Genomic DNA, 18,521 nt, shown 5'->3' on the forward strand with positions numbered 1-18,521 from the left:
AGGTCAAGAAGGCGCAACGGGCGCTGTCGCGAAAGAAGATCGGGAGCAAGAATCGTGAAAAAGCCAAATTACTTTTGGCGAAGAAACACGAAAAGATTGCCAACCAACGCAAGGACTTCCTTCACAAGCTGTCGAGACGGATCGTTGACGAGAACCAAGTCATCGTCGTGGAGACATTGAAGTCGAAGGACATGATGCAAAACCATAAGCTCGCCAAGTCCATCGGGGATGTCAGCTGGCATGAGTTCGTCCGTCAACTCGAGTACAAGTCAAACTTCTACGGACGGACGCTCATCAAGGCGGATCAATGGTTCGCATCCACTCAAATCTGTTCTTCTTGTGGCGAGAAAGGTCAGAAGAAGGCGATGGATGTCCGTGAATGGACGTGTGCCTGTGGCGCGCATCATGACCGTGACATCAACGCGAGCATCAACCTGTTGATGTTGGCCGACTGACAATCCTTCAGGGCAGGGACTGCCCGACGAGCTTGGTCCATAACCGTGGCTGGTGAGAGCACGGTCTTCCCAAGAAGCTCCCCCTTCAATTTGCGAAGCAAATAAGTGGCGAGTAGTTCACTTGTGGCAATGACTTTTCTTTCTCGCTATTCGAGTCACTTAGACGTGATTCGAATATTTGACTGAATTCTTAAGAAAAAGTGGAGCTTCTTGTTTTCTCACGAACAAGAGTGGCTGCGACGACAGAATATCTGATTTTAGAAAGAGCATCCTGAAACTTACTTGAATGAATCTCCATTGTGAGAAGGAGTGAGGGGAAAATAACCATATCTAAGATTCCTTCTTTTGGATCAATATGTATCAATCAGGACGCTTTATGGAGTTGACATATGCCGAGACAGAAGGGCGTGGACGAGCATTTCGTGTAATCAGACAACTTGAATCGCTATTTGTATTGGCATAATATTAGTGATTAAGGTATATCGAAATATTTTTTTCAGTGATTTTAGAAAAACTTACGAATACTTGTTGACAGTTTAATGGTATAGGTGTATATTAACTGTAGTCGCTTGAACGACAACAATATTTCATGCGGGTGTAGTTTAATGGTAAAACCTCAGCCTTCCAAGCTGATGACGAGAGTTCGATTCTCTTCACCCGCTTCATATCTCTCTGCCGAGTGGCGGAGAGATTTTTTGTATGCGAAAATATATAGAGGAGGTGAACGGAATGGACCCATACACATTAAAACAACAAATCCTCGAGTATGCCGAAACCATCGGGATCGACGAGTTGAAAGTGACAACGGCTGATCCGTTCATCGTCATGAAACAGCGACTTATTCGGCAGCAAGAGAAAGGGTTTGCCTCTGGGTTTGAAGAGCCCGACCTAGAGAAGCGTACAAATCCGGAACTTTTACTTGAAGAAGCCCAGTCAATCATTGCGATTGCGATTGCCTATCCAAGTAAGTTGAAGGATGCACCACGAAGTGTCGCTGGAGAGAGACGTGGGCTATTTGCCCGAGCCTCGTGGGGACTGGATTACCATCGCGCCGTCGGCAATCGATTAGAGCAGCTTCAAACGTACATTGAAGAGTTGGTTCCTGGAGTGCGTACGCGCTCAATGGTCGATACGGGTGAGCTCGTAGACCGAGCTGTCGCTGAACGAGCCGGAATCGGCTTCAGCGGAAAAAACTGCTCCATCATCTCACCCGAAAAAGGATCGTACTTATATTTAGGGGAAATGATTTTAGATGTTTATTTGCCGCCGGATGAAGCGATTGAAGATGGATGTGGCGACTGTAATAAATGTATGACGTCCTGCCCGACGACAGCACTTGTTGAACCGGGCGTGCTGGATGCGAAACGCTGCATCGCTTATCTTACGCAGATGAAGACGTTGATGCCACGAGAGTTTCGCTCGAAGCTCGGAGGTCGCTTATACGGATGTGATACGTGTCAGCAAGTTTGCCCGTATAATCGTAAAAAGGATTGGCGTCACCACGAAGAATTGTTACCGGAAGCAGAAATCGTCAAACCGCTGTTAGAGCCGCTCTTGACATTGAGTAATCGAGAGTTTAAACAAAAGTTTGGGCATTTATCAGGTGCGTGGCGCGGGAAGAAACCAATCCAGCGAAATGCAATTTTGGCGCTCGCGCACTACCGGGAACCATCTGCGATTCCGATTTTACGTGAATTCATCCGAAACGATGAACGAGAGGACATGCGAGCGACTGCGGTATGGGCGATCGGTGCAATTCTTGGTCCTGATGCCGAATCGATTTTTGAAGAAATTGAACGTAAAGAAGTGTCTGACATGGTACATGAAGAAATTCGTATCTATCGAGAGGAGTGGACACATGAAGATCGTGTCGTCTAAATGGGGACCGTTAGCGTATGAATTAAACGCAGCAGGCAAACTGACAGCTCTTGAGTTCACCACATATGAACCGTCAGAAGAAGCTCCTGACTGGTTACAACATCTCATGATGCGCGTCGAGCAGCATGGGTTCCATGAATCAGATCGTACCTACATCGAAATGAAGGGAACACCATTTCAACAGGAAGTATGGGATGCATTGTTGACGATTCCATACGGTGAGACACGGACATATAAACAAATTGCAGAACAAATCGGTCGGCCGAAAGCTGTTCGTGCCGTCGGCCAAGCGCTCAACCGAAATCCGTTACCGATTTTATTTCCGTGTCATCGGGTGATTGGAAGCAGTGGGAAGCTTGTCGGCTTTGCAGGAGGGTTGTCTGAAAAACAACGTCTTCTTGAATTAGAAATGAAAAAGTGAGGGAAATGAACTATGGCGATTCATGTCGTAATGTTTCAACCAGAAATACCAGCAAATACAGGAAACGTCTCGCGTACGTGTGCGGCGACAAACTCTGTCCTCCATTTGATTCGTCCGCTCGGTTTCTCGACAGACGATAAAATGTTGAAGCGCGCAGGGCTAGACTATTGGCAATTTGTCGATGTACGCTACCATGACTCGTTAGAGGAATTGTGGGAGAAGCATCCGGACGGACAGTTCTTCTATATCACGAAGTACGGAGAACAATATCCGAGCGATTTAGACGTTTCGGACGTAGAAGGCGACTACTTCTTTGTGTTCGGTCGTGAAACGAAAGGATTACCGATGGAAGTGATTGAGAACAACTTAGACCGTTGTATCCGTCTTCCACAATCGAACCTCGTCCGTTCATTGAACGTGTCGAATACAGCTGCCATCATTGTATATGAGGCTCTACGCCAACAAGGATATGCAGGGTTGAAATAAAAAAGAGCCGGATTCGTAAAGAATCCCGGCTCTTATTCGTTACCCTCAGGTTTACGGTTATATCCAGCTGTCAAAATCGCTGCGAGGAAGACGACGCTGATTCCAACCATCAATAATAGGCCCATCCAAAAATCCCCCTTTTAATCTCCATAACTATAAATAGTATAATATACTTGGTAGTAGAATTGCACTGAATATAAGAAATTACTGTGAAATTGGAGAAGGAACATGAAAACGAATGTGTACTTACTGAGCTATGCCCCACTCATCGGAATTATTTTGTTTTCCATGTCACTTGCGATTGCGACGTCCGAGTATGTGATCCAGTGGCTGAATCAAATTGGCGTATATAGTGAAATCATTGAACTGTTATCCGTGCAAGAAACGAAAGTATTCGTACTTGTCGTGTTCTTCACCATCTTCTTTATGTTGTTTAGTGCACTCAAACTGGTCGCCGATACGTTCAATCAACTCGGCTTCGCTTTTTTTGCGCGAGAAACAAACGGGACGTCACTCCATCGGCTTAAACCTGGGGCGATTATTTTCCTCATCGGTTCTGGGATCAGTTTTCTGTTTCTCAATACATTACTTGCCGTCATGGCCGTCCTCGTCTGTACGTTATTGATGTATCTCTTTTACTACGTCTGGCAAGTGAGTCAATCGATGTCCGTTCCACGTGCCATCGGCTTGTTGCTCATGCAAGGTGTCATGTGGGCGACATTGATCAGTGGGTTAGGATGGTCGATTCTGCGGCTGTTTAATTCTGTCGGAGATATCATCTTATGAGAGAGAAATTTGAGCCGACGTTTGATGAAATAGAGGCGTGGTGTCAGACGTTTGTTCCAAAAGAAACGTTGTACTGGATTGATTCTACTTTCTTTGAAGATTTGCCGAGTAGTGTCCTCATTTTACCGAGAGAAGAGTTTTCCCGTCACCCCGCTTATAAAAATCCGCATCTTTCGAATGCCTATCTGACATGGATGATGGGAGAAGGCGTCACACATGTTGTCCATGCCCCGTCAAACGCGGTTGATGGTTTACGTCAGGACATCAAGTCCCGTCTTCTTGAATATCAGGTGAAGACGAATCGTGGGCTTGTTTTACCTCTTGCCGTTGAGCAGCGGAATGAGGTATCCGATGACGCAATCGTGGAGAAGGATGGGCAATCTTTCATCGTCTTACACGAGTCGAACTGGAATGAACTTTCATTGAACATGCGTCATTCTCTTGTATTTAGTTATGCGAAAGAATGGGATACGTGGGAAGGGGAACGATGTGATGAACGGACACCAGCACATCTCGTTACATATGCGAACACATTTCCGATATATGAAGGGAGTAATTGTCTGGCGGCGACGTTATTCGCAGCTACACAACATGAGTGGATGATTCACCAGTGGATTCATCCGGAGACATTTCTTCAGACGATTCAGCAGAGCGGTTTTGAAACGGTGACGGATGCTGTTCCGGAAGCAGGTGACGTCTTTACTTTTTGGAACGAACAAGAGCAACTTATTCACGCCAGCTACTGTGTTCGAGAAAACCTATATTTCAACAAGCACGGTCAAGTTCGTTTTAACCCATGGAAACTCATAAATCACGATGAATTATTGAAACACTGGGGAAATTATCATATGCGAATCGAACGCAGAGGGTGAGTCATCAAAAAAGAGTCAGCTGATAAAATTCAGCTGACTCTTTTTAATCAATGTGCCTCTGTCCAGACGATTGCCGGGTAAGCACGGTTGGCAAGTTCGGGGAACGGTCGAGGCGTGTCGGCCCCAAGCCAAATGGCGGTGATCGTTTGATCTGTAAGTCCGACGTACCACATATCTTTATTATCGTTTGTTGTCCCTGTCTTTCCTCCGAGGTACTCATAATCACGTTTCACCTTACTCGCGTAACGTCCCGTCCCGTATGTCGTGACGGTCGCTAAAGCCTTTTTCATCGTAGTCATCGTATCGGGAGACCAGACTGCCTCCTCGGTCAAGATAGGAGTCAATGCGGGCTCATCCGTTTTGAATGTGATTTGTTTAATCGTATGACCCGACGTATAGACGCCTTTGTTTAAGAATGGTGTGTAGGCGGCAGCAAGCTCTTTCGGGGAGACCCCTTGCGTGAGACCGCCGAGCGCGCTCGCTAAGTTCTCGTCCTGTTCATCCCATTGACTGAACATCATATCGGCCGTCTTATAGGCGCGTGGTTGATCAACGACAGAGAAAGCAGCCAAGGCCGGCGTGTTGTAGGAATAGGCGACTGCATCTTTCAATAACACATCGCCTAACACGCGATTATGACTGTTACCTGGACAATAAGAACCATAGCAAGCTGGTCGTCCATCGAGAACCGTCTCAAGCGTCGCCCCCGTCTCTTCAATGAATGGGGCGAACACGAGAATCGGTTTGATTGCGGACCCCGGTTGACGGTAGGCTTGGGTTGCGCGGTTGAACTCACCGACTTGCGTCATTTCCGAATCAACCATCGCCACGATTCGTCCTTGTGGTGTCAGTTCCGTATATCCTCCGTTTAACCCGGATGGAAGCTGACTCATCACGCGCTTCGCTTTCGTCTGTTTTGCTGTCGACAGATATGTCTCAATCGTTGCTTCATGCGTCGATAAATAGTCTCTTGCTTCGGCATCATCTAAATCGTATCGAGAGCGTACTAACTGAATCGCTTCACGAACGACCGTATCCATATAGTCCGGATATTGAATCGTTTGACTTCGATAAGCGGCTTGCAGTTTTACACCATGATATTGATCATAGGCGCTTTTTGAGATGACGCCCGCTTCGAATAGTTGTGTCAAAATCCGGTCTTTTCGCTCGAAATATGCATCTGACGGATTGAGCGGATCATAGAGTGACGGGTTATTCGGTACCGTCAGCAAATACGCGAGTTGATTCCAATTGAGGTCGGCGAGCGGTCTCGAGAAGTATGTATCGGCCGCAGATTGAATGCCATATACGTTATGTCCGAAGAAAATGACGTTGCTATAAGCAGTTAAAATTTCTTTCTTGCTATAGTTTTCTTCCAATGCTCGTGCAATCAATAATTCCTTCACTTTTCGTTCATATGTCCGTTCATGCGTGAGATAAACATTTCGTGCGAGCTGTTGGGTGATTGTACTTCCACCTTGAACAGATGTCTCGTTCGCGTTATTAATAAATGCCCGGGCAATCCCGCTCAAATCGTAGCCGGGATGGGCATTAAATTTTCGGTCTTCAATGATCATGATGGCTTCTTGAATGTGCTCAGGTAATGCCTTTGGGGAGACATCATTTCGGCGACCTGCCAAGTAAATCTGCTGTTCGCCACCATTGTACGCGAGCGTGATCGCATGCTTCGACGAGAGTGGTTGCTCTGACACTAGTTCTTGTCCCCAAGATAAAATTTCATTTGTCTTTTCGATTTCTTCTTTCAATGCATTCGCAAGCGTCAAAGAAGTTGCTAATAGTCCTGCAAAAAACAAGATTCCAATCCAAGCTCTCATCGTTTCACCTCTTTCTATTCATTATATCGTCAAATTTACAAAAAAATAAAAATGTAAACGTTATCATATAATAATTCGAGAAGGAATACTTTAGGAAAGAGCGAAAAAGGGTAAAAGGGATTGTATATTACGATTTTGAGGAGGCTTATTATTTATGAAGCAAGAAATGGTTGCGATGCTCCTTGCGGGAGGAGAAGGAAAACGATTGGGGCCTCTCACGCGAAAAACGGCGAAGCCTGCCGTTCATTTTGGCGGAAAGTACCGAATCATCGATTTCCCATTGTCAAACTGCACGAACTCGGGAATTACAACAGTCGGGGTGTTGACGCAATACGAGCCGCTTGAATTGAATCGTTACTTAGGAATTGGGACGGCATGGGATTTAGATCGTCGTAACGGGGGCTTAGCCATTCTCCCACCTTACCAAGCACAGTCGGGGAAAAATTGGTACGAAGGGACAGCGAACGCGATCTATCGTAACTTGAGCTACATTGATGATTACGATCCGGATTACGTTTTGATCCTATCAGGAGACCACATCTACAAGATGGACTACGAAAAGATGCTCGAAGCCCACAAAGAAAAACAAGCCGATGTGACGATTTCCGTCATGGAAGTGCCTTGGGACGAAGCTTCACGTTTCGGAATCTTGAACACGGCGGATGACCTTCGCATCAATGAGTTTGAAGAGAAACCTGAAGATCCAAAGAGTAACTTGGCATCGATGGGGATTTATATCTTCAACTGGAGCGTCTTGCGCGAGCATTTGATTAAAGATGCGGAAGATGAAACATCAAGCTTTGACTTCGGAAAGAACATCATTCCAAACACGCTTCTCCAAGGACTAGATGTTTTCGCCTATAAGTTTAAAGGTTATTGGAAAGATGTTGGGACGATTCAATCGCTTTGGGAAGCGAATATGGATCTTCTTGAGGAAGAACCACCATTCGATTTGTACGATCCAAACTGGAAAATCTATTCGGTCAATCCGAATCAGACGCCGCAATATATCGGTAAAGATGCCTGCGTCGAACAGTCTGTGATCAATGAAGGGTGTCATATCGAAGGGGAAGTACAACATTCGGTTCTATTCTATGACGTTCGTATCGGCGAAGGATCGCTCGTGAAAGACTCGGTAATCATGCCGGGGGCTAGAATCGGGAAGGATGTAACAATTCACAGAGCCATTGTCGCAAGCTGTGCAGTCATAGAAGACGGCGCGACAGTCGGTGAGCCGGGTGGTGAAATCGTTGTTATTGAACCACACGAAAACATTGAAAGCGGCACCGTCTTCAAACAACGAGTTTGATACGAGTAAAGAGATACGCAAGGAGGCGTTACTGTTGACGAACGATTTATTAGGGGTCATTAACTTAGGCACGGAGCAAGGTCTGTTTCCGGAATTCACAGGTCATCGCAATTTAGCAGCGGTTCCATTTTCGGGACGCTATCGTCTAATTGATTTCACGTTGACGAATATGATTACACAAAACATCAGTCAAGTGGGGATTTTCACGTTAGACAAGTACCGCTCGTTGATGGACCATCTCGGATCAGGAAAAGAATGGGACTTGGACCGTTCACAGGGCGGACTTCATATTTTCCCGCCTGCCTTAAAACCTGACGGGGAAGCGTATCTCGGTGATTTGGCCAACTTCTCGATGCACCGTGAACATTTCATTCGCAGCAAACAGCCGTACGTCGTCATCACGGGATCAAATGTGTTGACGACAATCGATTACAACGACATGCTCGAACATCACAAGTCGATGGGAGCAGACATCACACTTGCCTATACGACGCACGAACAGAAGTGTGGCTACTGTCGTCCGATTCGCCTTGGTGAGAATGATCGCGTCGTCGGTGTTTCAGAACGTGGTTTTTCGCCGGATGATGAATATGCATTCACAGAAACGATTATCATGTCAAAAAACCTCTTTATGCGTCTCGTCGACGAAGCGACGTCTAAAGGAGAATATGACTTGTTAGACGGTGTCATCCGTCCACAGCTCCATCGGTTGCATGTTCACGGATACCATTATGTCGGTAAAATGCAGGCTATTCATTCGGTACTTTCGTACTATAACGAGAGCATGCGACTGCTTCGTGGAGAAGGAATCATCTATGACTTCCCACACATCTATACGAAGATCAAGCATGAGCCACCGACTCGCTATTTGAAAGGGTCAAAAGTGAACGAAGCGCTCGTAGCGAACGGATGTAAAATCCATGGTGAAGTTCAAAACAGTATTCTCTTCCGTGGTGTTCAAGTGAGTAAGCACGCACGCGTGAAAAACTCAATCATTTCGTCGAAGTCGATTATTGAAGAAGGCGCTGTCGTCGAAAATGCGATTCTTGATAAAGAAGTTGTCGTAAAACGGGGGCAAGTCATCCGAGGTACAATCGACGAACCGATTGTCATCGCAAAACGAACAGTGGTGTGAGGAGGATTTTATGAAAATTTGGTATGTTGCTTCAGAAGCGGCACCGTTCATGAAAACGGGGGGGCTCGCCGACGTTGTCGGTTCGCTCCCTCAAGCGGTGGCGGATTTAGGAGAAGAAGTGAGTGTTGTCATGCCGAAATATGGCTCGATTGCTGCTGAATATGTGGACGAGATGGAGTATTTATTCGACCTCATCGTTCCGGTCGGTTGGCGGAAGCAATTCGGCGCGGTCTTGAAATTAGAGCGAGATGGCATCACATATTACTTCATCGATAACGAATACTACTTTAAACGCGACGGTGTCTTATACGGACACTTTGATGATGCGGAACGATTCGCCTTCTTCTCACGGGCAGTCCTTGAGATGATTGGGAAAATGGAAGAAGTACCTGATGTTCTTCATTGTCACGACTGGCAGACCGGTATTCTACCGGCCTTTCTACGTATTCATTATCAACATATTGAAGCGTATCAACGCATTCGTACGGTTTATACCATCCATAACTTGCAGTACCAAGGAATTTTCCCGGAAGAGATTCTTGGAGAACTATTACAGTTCGGTCCTGAGCATTTTACGGCCGAAGGGATTCAACATAACGGTCTCGTCAATTACATGAAAGCTGGAATTGTTCATTCCGACCAAATCACGACCGTCAGCCCCTCATACCGTGACGAAATCATGGAACCGTATTATGGGGAAGGCTTAGACGGGGCGTTACGTCATCGCGCGGTTGAAGTCCGAGGGATTTTAAACGGCATCGATTTGGCGACGAACGATCCAAACACAGATGCGCGAATCGAACAGACGTATAACCTCGATACGTACAAAGAAGGAAAGCTCGCCAATAAACGAGCTTTGCAAGAACGACTTGGTCTTGAGGTTCGAGATGATGTCATGCTCATCGGGTTCGTCAGCCGTCTTGTCGACCAAAAAGGCCTCGATTTAATTAATGGTGTTTTTGAAGAACTTGGTCAATTGCCATGCCAATTTGCATTCCTTGGTTCAGGACAACCAGAATATGAAGGAATCGTTCACGAGATGACAGCAGCACATCCAGGGAAAGTGGGCTCTTACATCGGTTTTGACATCGAACTCGCTCACTTGATTTACGCTGGATCGGATGCTTTTTTAATGCCGTCACGTTTTGAGCCTTGTGGACTCAGTCAATTGATTTCCATGCGCTACGGAACATTGCCGATTGTACGTGAGACGGGTGGACTTCGTGACACGGTGAAGCCATATAACGAATTCACGCAAGAAGGTACCGGATTCGGGTTCATGAACTACAATGCCCATGAGATGTTGGCAACGATCGAAAAAGCGATTCGTGTCTTCTATGAGAAAGAAAATTGGCATGCCCTCGTCCATCAGGCGATGACCGCGGACTTTAGCTGGAAACAATCCGCCAAGCAATATCGTGAGTTATATCATTTATTCGCATGAGTGGAAGGAGCTAACGTGATTTATGTTCACAGATAAACAGAGCTTTGTCGACGCGTTTAAAGAACGATTCATCGCATTAAATGGGAAGTCGATCGAAGATGGGACAGAGCAGGAAGTGTATCAAACCTTGGCAACGATGGTACGCGAACAAGCCATGCCAAAATGGATCCACACGCGAGAACGTCAAGAAGAAAAGCACAGCAAGCAAGTCATCTACTTCTCGCTTGAATTTTTATTAGGTCGTTTCCTGTATAACAACTTGTTGAGTCTCAACGTGTTAGAACTCGTCAAAGAAGGACTCGAGGATCTTGGATACGACTTCACGGACATCACGGAGATAGAGCCAGAACCGGGACTTGGGAACGGGGGACTTGGCCGCTTAGCAGCCTGCTTCCTCGATTCATTGGCCGCGCTCAGTTTACCTGGACACGGAAACGGGATCCGTTACCGCTATGGTCTCTTTAAACAAAAGATTGTCGATGGGTATCAAGTCGAGTTACCGGACAACTGGCTACGTGACGGCAATATGTGGGAGACGAGACGTCAGGATAAAGCGGTCGATATCAATTTCGGTGGATGGATTGAGATGAAGCAAATCGGAGACCGGTTACGCGTCGTCCATCATCCGGATGAAGTCGTAAGAGCGGTACCTTACGATATGCCGATTATCGGCTATCAAAATGACGTCGTGAATACGTTACGTCTTTGGAATGCGGAGTCGCCGCTTGACGATGAGGCGTATTTAGAGAAAACGAAAGGGACGTACAAAGACTTGTTGCGATACAAACAGTCGATTGCGACCATTTCGGAATTTTTGTATCCAGATGATACGACGTATGAAGGAAAAGTACTGCGTTTGAAACAACAGTATTTCTTTGTGTCGGCGGGGATTCAATCGATGCTTGCTTCCTATTTGAAGCGCAATAAGTCGCTCAAACAATTAGGCGATCATTATGCGATCCATATTAACGATACACACCCGGTTGTTGCGATTCCTGAATTGATGCGAATCTTGATGGATGAGCATGGGTACGGTTGGGACGAGGCGTGGCGCATCACGAAGAGCGTCATGTCGTTTACGAACCATACGTTACTCGCCGAAGCGTTAGAGAAATGGCCGGTCGAGATGTATCAACGGCTATTACCTCGCGTGTATCAAATTATCGAGGAAATCAATCGACGTTTCTGTCGGGATGTATTAGTCAACTATCCTCATCTGGAATCACATATGGGTGAAATCGCAATCGTATCGAATGAGCACATCAACATGGCCAACTTGGCTGTCGTCGGCTCACATTCCACGAACGGGGTTGCCCAAATCCATACCGATATTTTAAAACAGCGCGAGATGCGTTACTTATACGAGATGTTCCCACTGCGATTCAACAACAAAACGAACGGGATCACGCATCGACGTTGGCTCTTGAAATCGAATCCGCGACTGTCTGACGCAATCACGGAAGCGATTGGACCATCATGGATCGAACATCCGAACGACTTGGAAAAGTTGATGGGTGTCTCAAAAGATAAGAGCTTCCAAGAAACCGTGATGGATGTTAAACAACAAAATAAATTTGATTTGGCAGCTTATATTCAGGAGGAGACGGGAGAAACGATTGACCCGCATTCCATTTTTGACGTTCAAGTTAAACGTCTCCACGCCTATAAGCGTCAGCTTTTAAATGCACTTCATATCCATGCGCTTTACTTGAAGATTCAAGCGGATCCAACGTTTACGATGGTTCCTCGTACGTTCATTTTTGGCGCTAAGGCGGCACCGGGGTACTATTACGCGAAGGAAATCATTCGCTACATCAATGCCCTCGCCACGTTGATCAATAAAGATAAGCGGGCGAGCCAATTCATTAAAGTCATCTTCCTTGAGAACTATCGTGTCTCAATGGCAGAACGTATTTTCCCAGGCTCTGACTTGAGCGAACAAATCTCGACAGCGAGCTACGAGGCGTCGGGTACCGGAAACATGAAGTTCATGATGAACGGTGCGTTGACAATCGGTACGTTAGACGGTGCGAATATCGAGATTCGTGACGCGGTCGGAGACGATCATATCTTTATTTTTGGGTTATCCCCACAAGAAGTTATGAACTACAAAAAGTTCGGAGGATACCATGCGTCGGAAATCTATCATGCCCACCAAGAAATTAAAGATGTGGTCGATGGTCTCGTCAACGGTACATTTGATAAGGTCGGTGAATATCAGTTCCAGTCGATCTTCGACTCACTCCTCGTCTATAACGATGATTTCCTCGTATTGAAAGACTTCATCTCCTATATGCGAGCACAGCGACGCGTCGACGAAGTCTTCAGTGACCGTCCGCGTTGGGCAGAGAGCTCAATCGTCAACACGGCAAAATCGGGAATCTTCTCGAGTGACCGAACAATCACGGAATATGCAAACGCAGTCTGGAACATTAAACCAACGAGCGTCAAATGAAGATTATTTTGGAATAACATTAACTTCGGTGTAAAATAAAAACGATCCACCCGTTACGGGTGGACCTCGTTTTCTGGATAGCTGATCCAGTCAGAATAGGATCCGGGGTAAAGTCGAACATCGTCTTTCCCAAGAGCGTGCAGCGCCAGAATGTTGACGCAGGCGGTCACGCCGCTACCGCAATAAAAAATTGGATTTTCCACGGTAAGAACGTCCTTATAAAGTTCTTTTAAATCGTGAAAATCTTCTAATGTGCCTAGCTCGGTGATGGCTTCGGCATAAGAACAGAGTAATGCGTTTGGGATATGACCTGCTTTTTGGTCAATTGGTTCATGTGTCCCGTTAAACCGATCTTCTGTTCGCGAATCGTAGAGTGAACCGCTCGTAGCGGCTTTCACTTCTTCAAGTGTCGCGATCATGTCGTCTTGAAAATCTGGGGCATAGTCACTCGCTGGATAGTTCGGCACGTCGGTCGTGGTCTCACCGCAATAAGTGATGCCAGATTGAATGCCGCCTTCTAGGACGACGACACGTTCGTGACCGGCCCATTTCAAGAGCCACCACGCACGAGCTGCGAACGGGAAGCCGTCATCATAAATGACGACCAAATCTTCTTTTTTCAAGCCGATGCGACGGAGTGTTGCCGTCCACGCTTCTTTTGAAGGGAGCGGGTGACGCCCGCCATGCTCGCCGAGCGGACCGGACAAGTCTTCCATCAAATCGAGAAAGACAGCGTTCGGAAGGTGTCCCTTTCGGTAGACATATTTACCATAGGACGCGTCGTTTAGCGAATATCGGCAATCGATGAAACGAATCGAGTTCGTATGCACGATTTGTTTTAATTCTTGGGCACGCATTGTTGGAAACATTAATATCACCTCGAGGTTTCGTTACTCTCATCGTATACAAGATGGAAGCAATTGGCGAGTACTTCGATTGAATTTTTTGAGGGTGAAAGGGGAATGAATCATGACATGGCAACAAACGTATGACCGTTGGAATCAATTTGAAGGACTTGAGCCGCATTTACGTGCGGAACTTGAGGAGCTCGCAAAAGATGAAACAACGTTAGAAGACGCATTTTATAAGACGCTTGAGTTCGGGACAGGCGGGATGCGTGGAGAAATCGGACCGGGTGCGAACCGAATGAACGTATATACGATTCGAAAAGCGTCACAAGGATTTGCTGACTTTATCGCAGCTTCGGGAGAAGAAGCGAAACGTCACGGCGTCGTGATCGCCCATGATTCGCGCCACTTTTCACCAGAGTTTGCATTAGAGGCGGCACGGACACTTGCGTCAAACGGAATCAAGACATACTTGTTCCCAAGTTTGCGCGCCACACCGGAACTCTCGTTTGCCGTACGTCACTTGAATGCGTTCGGTGGTATTGTCATCACGGCGAGTCATAACCCGCCTGAATACAACGGGTTCAAAGTGTATGGGGCAGACGGTGGACAGCTTCCGCCAGCAGAAGCGGATGAACTCGTCAGTTACGTCAATGCGATTGAAGATGAGTTGAAGATTGATATCGAAGATGAGGCGGCGCTTCGTCAAACAGGACTACTCGTCACAGTCGACCCATCCGTCGATGAGGCTTATATGGAAGCACTCCAGTCGATTCGGATTCATCGTGACGTACAGGACAGTCCCCTTCAAATCGTGTATTCGCCACTCCATGGGACGGGACGCCGTCCGGTCATGGAAGGGTTGAAAGCGTATGGGTTTGACCATGTGACGATTGTAGAAGAGCAAGCAGAACCAGACGGTGCTTTCCCGACCGTCAGTTATCCGAACCCAGAAGAAAAAGCTGCGTTTAAACTAGCGATGGAATATGGGGATCGCGTCGGAGCCGATTTGCTCATGGCGACGGACCCGGATGCGGACCGTGTCGGCTTGACAGTACGCGGACGTGACGGGGAATGGTTCGTCTTGACCGGTAACCAGACAGGTGCGCTCCTGATGGAATATATTTTGTCACAAAAGAGTGAGACGGGAACACTCCCATCGAATGGTTTCGTCGCCAAGACAATCGTCACGTCGGAACTTGGGGCTGCGATTGCGAAAGCATACGGCGTACATCTTGAGAACACGTTGACAGGATTCAAGTTCATCGGGGAGAAAATCAAACAATACGAGGAATCAGGCGAATATGAATTCCTCTTTGGCTATGAAGAAAGCTACGGCTATTTGATCGGTGACTTCTGCCGTGACAAAGATGCGGTTCAGGCTTGTCTACTCGCAGCGGAGATGGCGGCATATCATAAACAGCACGGTCGGACGCTTTACGATGCGTTGCAGTCGATTTATGAGAAGTACGGTTTCTATGAAGAGTCATTACAGTCGATGACGTTGAAAGGGAAAGCCGGTCTCGAACAAATCGGTCGTATGATGGAAGCGTTCCGTGCCAATCCGCCGAAAGAAGTCGGGGGATACGAAGTCGTTCGTTTCGAAGATTATAAGAAACAAGTGGCGACTGACTTACGGACGAACACGTCTGAAGCAATCGAGTTGCCGTCATCGAACGTCTTGAAATTCGTCTTTGCCGACGGGTCTTGGTTCTGCCTTCGTCCATCTGGCACAGAGCCGAAAATCAAGTTTTACTTTAGTGTGCATGCGGATCGCGCCGAGAAAACGACAGCGAAACGTGAAGCGATTGAAGCGGACGTCATGAAACAGGCGAAAGCCATCGATTGATGGGAGACATCACTCTAGCGATAGGGTGATGTTTTTTGTTTGACATGAAGACATCACGCCAGTATGATGAGGTTATTGTTTAAAACCGTGTAATCATATAAGGATTATAGGAAAGGCGGAATCATCATGAAAAAGACATTAACAAGCGTACTCGCAATCGGAGCTTCAGTAGGGCTTCTCGCAGCTTGCGGTAATGAAACAGACAGTGGAGCGGACGAAGCAGTCATCACTGTCGGTACAGAGGCGACATATCCACCGTTCACATACAAAGATAAAGGTGAATTGATGGGATATGATATCGACGTCTTGAACGAAGCGGCAGAACGTGCCGGTTATAAAGTAGAGTATGAGGCAATGGACTTCAAAGGACTCGTTCCAGCACTTGATGCAGAACGCATTGACATGATTGCCAACCAAATGAGCATCACACCTGAGCGTGAAGAGAAGTATGCGTTCTCTGACCCATATGCAGTATCAGGTGCTCAAGTCATCGTTGGTTCAGATAACAACGATATCCAAGGAGTAGAAGACCTCGACGGCAAATTAGTCGGATCGACACAAGGTTCAGTCTATGCGCAAATGGCTGAAGAAGCTGGCGCTGAAGTGAAATATTACAAAGGGGCGAACCAAGTGCTTCAAGACCTCGAAGTCGGTCGTCTTGATGCGGCATTGAACGACCGTCTCTTCATCTTGACAGAGCTTGAAAAAACAGGCTATGACGTCAAAGCAGTCGGTGACATCTTCAATACAAGCGAAGCTGGATTCATGACACGTCAAGATAGCGACGTTCTTGAGAAGTTGAACGATGCACTTGCGGAAATGAAAGAAGACGGTACGATGCAGGAAATCGGTGAGAAGTACTTCGGTGAGGATATCAGTCAATGAATGAACTGATCACGACCGTCATAGATAACCGCTCGGTCTATCTTGAAGCCGTCCAGCTCACGTTGATCGCCAGTGTCCTGTCGATTCTTCTCGCCTTGGCTCTCGGTCTGATCATCGCTTTACTTCATAGTAGCCCGATTAAAATTGTACGGTTGTTCACACGGACGTACATTTCGTTCTTCCGTGGAACACCGCTTTTACTTCAATTATTGATTTTGTATGTCGGTCTCACTGGGTTCGTGCAACTCAGTGGGATGCAGGCGCTCATCTTCGGACTTGGATTCCACTTTGCGGCCTATATCTCGGAAGCGTTCCGGGCAGCCATCAACTCTGTCGATAAAGGACAGGTAGAGGCGAGTGTCGCGCTAGGAATCCCTAAAATGAAGCGTTTCAAAGACATCATTTTCCCACAGGCGCTCTCTCGCGCCATCCCGCCTGTCTCGAACTCGGTCATCGACATTATCAAGTCGACGTCACTCGGTTCGGTCATCGCGGTTCAGGAGTTAACGTATGTGTCTGACCAAATTGCCGCAACGACGTATTTGGTCATGCCGTTACTCTTGTTCTCGGCTTCGATTTATTGGATCTTATCGACCTTGATTCAAGCCGGTCAACACAAACTCGAACAGCGTTACGCGATTCGATAAGAAAAAGCCTCGATTCAGACGAATCGAGGCTTTTTGTATGGCTTAACGGATGACTTGTTCTGTCTCTCCGTCGAAGAAGTGTGCTTTTGTCATATCGAGTGCGAGTTCGACATCGTCACCCATGTGGATGTTCGAGCGGCCGTCAACGCGTGCTGTGAACTGTTGTCCACCAAGTTCAGCGTAGAGGTAAGACTCAGAACCCATGAGCTCAGCGACGTCGATGTGCGCTTTGAACGTGTGTGTCGTTGGTGAGTCGATGTAGATTGGCTCATCATGGATTGATTCTGGACGAATCCCGAGGACGAGTTCTTTTCCGACATAGCCACGGTCACGGAGTGTTTTCATTTTTCCTTCTGGAACGTTGACTTCTTCACCGTTCGTGATGAATTTACCTTCAGCGAGTGTACCGCGGAAGAAGTTCATCGAAGGTGAACCGATGAAACCAGCGACGAAGATGTTGTCTGGGTTGTCGTATACTTCTTTCGGCGAACCGACTTGTTGGATAAGACCATCTTTCAAGATGACGATGCGCGTTGCGAGTGTCATCGCTTCTGTTTGGTCGTGGGTAACGTAGATTGTCGTTGTATCCAAACGATTGTGAAGTTGGATGATTTCTTTACGCATTTGTACACGAAGTTTTGCATCCAAGTTCGAGAGCGGCTCATCCATCAAGAAGACTTTTGCGTCACGGACGATGGCACGACCGATGGCAACACGCTGACGTTGTCCACCTGAGAGCGCTTTTGGTTTACGCTCGAGGTACTCTTCCAACCCGAGAATACGAGCAGCGTCTTTTACGCGACGATCAATCTCGTCTTTCGGGAACTTACGAAGCTTCAAGCCGAACGCCATGTTGTCATAGACACTCATGTGCGGATAGAGTGCGTAGTTTTGGAAGACCATGGCGATATCACGATCTTTAGGAGCAACGTCGTTCATTCGTTTCCCGTCAATGATAAAGTCACCGTTTGAAATCTCTTCAAGACCTGCGATCATACGAAGTGTCGTCGATTTACCGCAACCAGATGGTCCGACGAAGACGATGAACTCACGGTCTTTGATGTGTAAGTTAAAATCGCTGACGGCTTTGACGCCACCATCGTAAATTTTATCAATGTGTTCTAAACGAATTTCTGCCATGTCGTTAGCCTCCTAAAGAATCTGTATGTTTATAATAGCGCTTACAAGAACGATTATATGATGAAACCGCTTGCAT

16 protein-coding genes and 1 tRNA gene are annotated in these 18,521 nt (G+C 46.9%); 14 read left to right on the forward strand and 3 right to left on the reverse strand.

Features of this window, described 5'->3' with window-relative positions; translation table 11 throughout:
• The 7 genes from KNP04_RS06865 to KNP04_RS06895 all read left to right on the forward strand — a co-directional run.
• Positions 1–455 (forward strand): RNA-guided endonuclease TnpB family protein (locus KNP04_RS06865; RefSeq protein WP_214875178.1); only part of this gene is annotated, 455 nt, incomplete at its 5' end.
• A gap of 591 nt (positions 456–1,046) precedes the next feature.
• Positions 1,047–1,117 (forward strand) — tRNA-Gly (locus tag KNP04_RS06870).
• Between the two features lie 67 nt (positions 1,118–1,184).
• Entirely contained in the window at positions 1,185–2,333 is a 1,149-nt protein-coding gene (gene queG / locus KNP04_RS06875) for a tRNA epoxyqueuosine(34) reductase QueG (RefSeq protein WP_214875179.1), read from the forward strand.
• Complete coding sequence (locus KNP04_RS06880) at positions 2,314–2,754, forward strand: methylated-DNA--[protein]-cysteine S-methyltransferase (RefSeq protein WP_214815494.1); 441 nt, start codon at positions 2,314–2,316, stop codon at positions 2,752–2,754. Before queG ends, KNP04_RS06880 begins: the two co-directional genes overlap by 20 nt.
• 12 nt (positions 2,755–2,766) lie before the next feature.
• Complete coding sequence (trmL, locus tag KNP04_RS06885; protein WP_026826698.1) at positions 2,767–3,240, forward strand: tRNA (uridine(34)/cytosine(34)/5-carboxymethylaminomethyluridine(34)-2'-O)-methyltransferase TrmL; 474 nt, start codon at positions 2,767–2,769, stop codon at positions 3,238–3,240.
• A 228-nt stretch (positions 3,241–3,468) separates the two neighbouring features.
• Positions 3,469–4,026 carry a DUF5366 family protein gene (locus KNP04_RS06890; protein ID WP_074032604.1) on the forward strand — a complete coding sequence of 186 codons (558 nt, stop codon included), beginning with the start codon at positions 3,469–3,471 and terminating at the stop codon, positions 4,024–4,026.
• A complete protein-coding gene (locus KNP04_RS06895) occupies positions 4,023–4,898 on the forward strand; it encodes a hypothetical protein (protein ID WP_214875180.1) in 876 nt (291 codons plus the stop codon). Before KNP04_RS06890 ends, KNP04_RS06895 begins: the two co-directional genes overlap by 4 nt.
• Before the next feature lie 47 nt (positions 4,899–4,945).
• Here the strand turns inward: KNP04_RS06895 and KNP04_RS06900 are convergent, their stop codons facing one another.
• Positions 4,946–6,733, reverse strand: a complete 1,788-nt coding sequence (locus tag KNP04_RS06900; protein ID WP_214875181.1) for a transglycosylase domain-containing protein — start codon at positions 6,731–6,733, stop codon at positions 4,946–4,948.
• A 154-nt stretch (positions 6,734–6,887) separates the two neighbouring features.
• Between KNP04_RS06900 and KNP04_RS06905 the strand changes: the two genes are divergently transcribed.
• The 4 genes from KNP04_RS06905 to KNP04_RS06920 are packed head-to-tail and all read left to right on the forward strand — an operon-like array spanning position 6,888 to position 13,076.
• Positions 6,888–8,042 carry a glucose-1-phosphate adenylyltransferase gene (locus KNP04_RS06905; protein WP_214875182.1) on the forward strand — a complete coding sequence of 385 codons (1,155 nt, stop codon included), beginning with the start codon at positions 6,888–6,890 and terminating at the stop codon, positions 8,040–8,042.
• Positions 7,972–9,177 (forward strand): glucose-1-phosphate adenylyltransferase subunit GlgD, encoded by a 1,206-nt coding sequence (gene glgD, locus KNP04_RS06910; RefSeq protein ID WP_353047916.1) that lies wholly within the window; start codon positions 7,972–7,974, stop codon positions 9,175–9,177. Before KNP04_RS06905 ends, glgD begins: the two co-directional genes overlap by 71 nt.
• A gap of 10 nt (positions 9,178–9,187) precedes the next feature.
• Positions 9,188–10,621 carry a glycogen synthase GlgA gene (gene glgA, locus KNP04_RS06915; protein WP_214875183.1) on the forward strand — a complete coding sequence of 478 codons (1,434 nt, stop codon included), beginning with the start codon at positions 9,188–9,190 and terminating at the stop codon, positions 10,619–10,621.
• Between the two features lie 22 nt (positions 10,622–10,643).
• The gene (locus tag KNP04_RS06920; protein WP_214875184.1) at positions 10,644–13,076 is read left to right on the forward strand and encodes a glycogen/starch/alpha-glucan phosphorylase; all 2,433 of its coding nucleotides are present in this window, start codon (positions 10,644–10,646) and stop codon (positions 13,074–13,076) included.
• A gap of 53 nt (positions 13,077–13,129) precedes the next feature.
• Here the strand turns inward: KNP04_RS06920 and KNP04_RS06925 are convergent, their stop codons facing one another.
• Entirely contained in the window at positions 13,130–13,945 is an 816-nt protein-coding gene (locus KNP04_RS06925) for a sulfurtransferase (protein ID WP_214875185.1), read from the reverse strand.
• A gap of 100 nt (positions 13,946–14,045) precedes the next feature.
• On the opposite strand from KNP04_RS06925, the gene KNP04_RS06930 reads away from it, so the two are divergent.
• The 3 genes from KNP04_RS06930 to KNP04_RS06940 all read left to right on the forward strand — a co-directional run bounded on the left by KNP04_RS06930 (position 14,046) and on the right by KNP04_RS06940 (position 17,305).
• Complete coding sequence (locus tag KNP04_RS06930) at positions 14,046–15,773, forward strand: phospho-sugar mutase (RefSeq protein ID WP_214696236.1); 1,728 nt, start codon at positions 14,046–14,048, stop codon at positions 15,771–15,773.
• 126 nt (positions 15,774–15,899) lie between these two features.
• Positions 15,900–16,658, forward strand: coding sequence for a transporter substrate-binding domain-containing protein (locus KNP04_RS06935; RefSeq protein ID WP_074032611.1), 759 nt, complete (start codon positions 15,900–15,902; stop codon positions 16,656–16,658).
• A complete protein-coding gene (locus KNP04_RS06940) occupies positions 16,655–17,305 on the forward strand; it encodes an amino acid ABC transporter permease (protein ID WP_015880920.1) in 651 nt (216 codons plus the stop codon). Before KNP04_RS06935 ends, KNP04_RS06940 begins: the two co-directional genes overlap by 4 nt.
• Positions 17,306–17,347: 42 nt before the next feature.
• Here KNP04_RS06940 and KNP04_RS06945 read toward each other — a convergent pair whose 3' ends face one another.
• On the reverse strand, positions 17,348–18,445 hold the full coding sequence (locus tag KNP04_RS06945; RefSeq protein ID WP_214875186.1) for an ABC transporter ATP-binding protein: 1,098 nt from the start codon (positions 18,443–18,445) through the stop codon (positions 17,348–17,350).
• Positions 18,446–18,521 lie beyond the last annotated feature (76 nt).

This window comes from Exiguobacterium sp. CH10, from assembly GCF_018617635.1.
In the GTDB taxonomy this organism is placed as follows: Bacteria; Bacillota; Bacilli; order Exiguobacteriales; family Exiguobacteriaceae; genus Exiguobacterium; species Exiguobacterium aestuarii_A.

Coding starts and splice junctions, on each gene's coding strand:
- KNP04_RS06920 (WP_214875184.1), top strand. CDS start 10,644: ATGTTCACAGATAAACAGAGCTTTGTCGACGCGTTTAAAGAACGATTC.
- glgA (WP_214875183.1), top strand. CDS start 9,188: ATGAAAATTTGGTATGTTGCTTCAGAAGCGGCACCGTTCATGAAAACG.
- KNP04_RS06890 (WP_074032604.1), top strand. CDS start 3,469: ATGAAAACGAATGTGTACTTACTGAGCTATGCCCCACTCATCGGAATT.
- KNP04_RS06900 (WP_214875181.1), bottom strand. CDS start 6,733: ATGAGAGCTTGGATTGGAATCTTGTTTTTTGCAGGACTATTAGCAACT.
- KNP04_RS06895 (WP_214875180.1), top strand. CDS start 4,023: ATGAGAGAGAAATTTGAGCCGACGTTTGATGAAATAGAGGCGTGGTGT.
- KNP04_RS06930 (WP_214696236.1), top strand. CDS start 14,046: ATGACATGGCAACAAACGTATGACCGTTGGAATCAATTTGAAGGACTT.
- KNP04_RS06945 (WP_214875186.1), bottom strand. CDS start 18,445: ATGGCAGAAATTCGTTTAGAACACATTGATAAAATTTACGATGGTGGC.
- queG (WP_214875179.1), top strand. CDS start 1,185: ATGGACCCATACACATTAAAACAACAAATCCTCGAGTATGCCGAAACC.
- KNP04_RS06935 (WP_074032611.1), top strand. CDS start 15,900: ATGAAAAAGACATTAACAAGCGTACTCGCAATCGGAGCTTCAGTAGGG.
- trmL (WP_026826698.1), top strand. CDS start 2,767: ATGGCGATTCATGTCGTAATGTTTCAACCAGAAATACCAGCAAATACA.
- KNP04_RS06940 (WP_015880920.1), top strand. CDS start 16,655: ATGAATGAACTGATCACGACCGTCATAGATAACCGCTCGGTCTATCTT.
- KNP04_RS06925 (WP_214875185.1), bottom strand. CDS start 13,945: ATGTTTCCAACAATGCGTGCCCAAGAATTAAAACAAATCGTGCATACG.
- KNP04_RS06880 (WP_214815494.1), top strand. CDS start 2,314: ATGAAGATCGTGTCGTCTAAATGGGGACCGTTAGCGTATGAATTAAAC.
- KNP04_RS06905 (WP_214875182.1), top strand. CDS start 6,888: ATGAAGCAAGAAATGGTTGCGATGCTCCTTGCGGGAGGAGAAGGAAAA.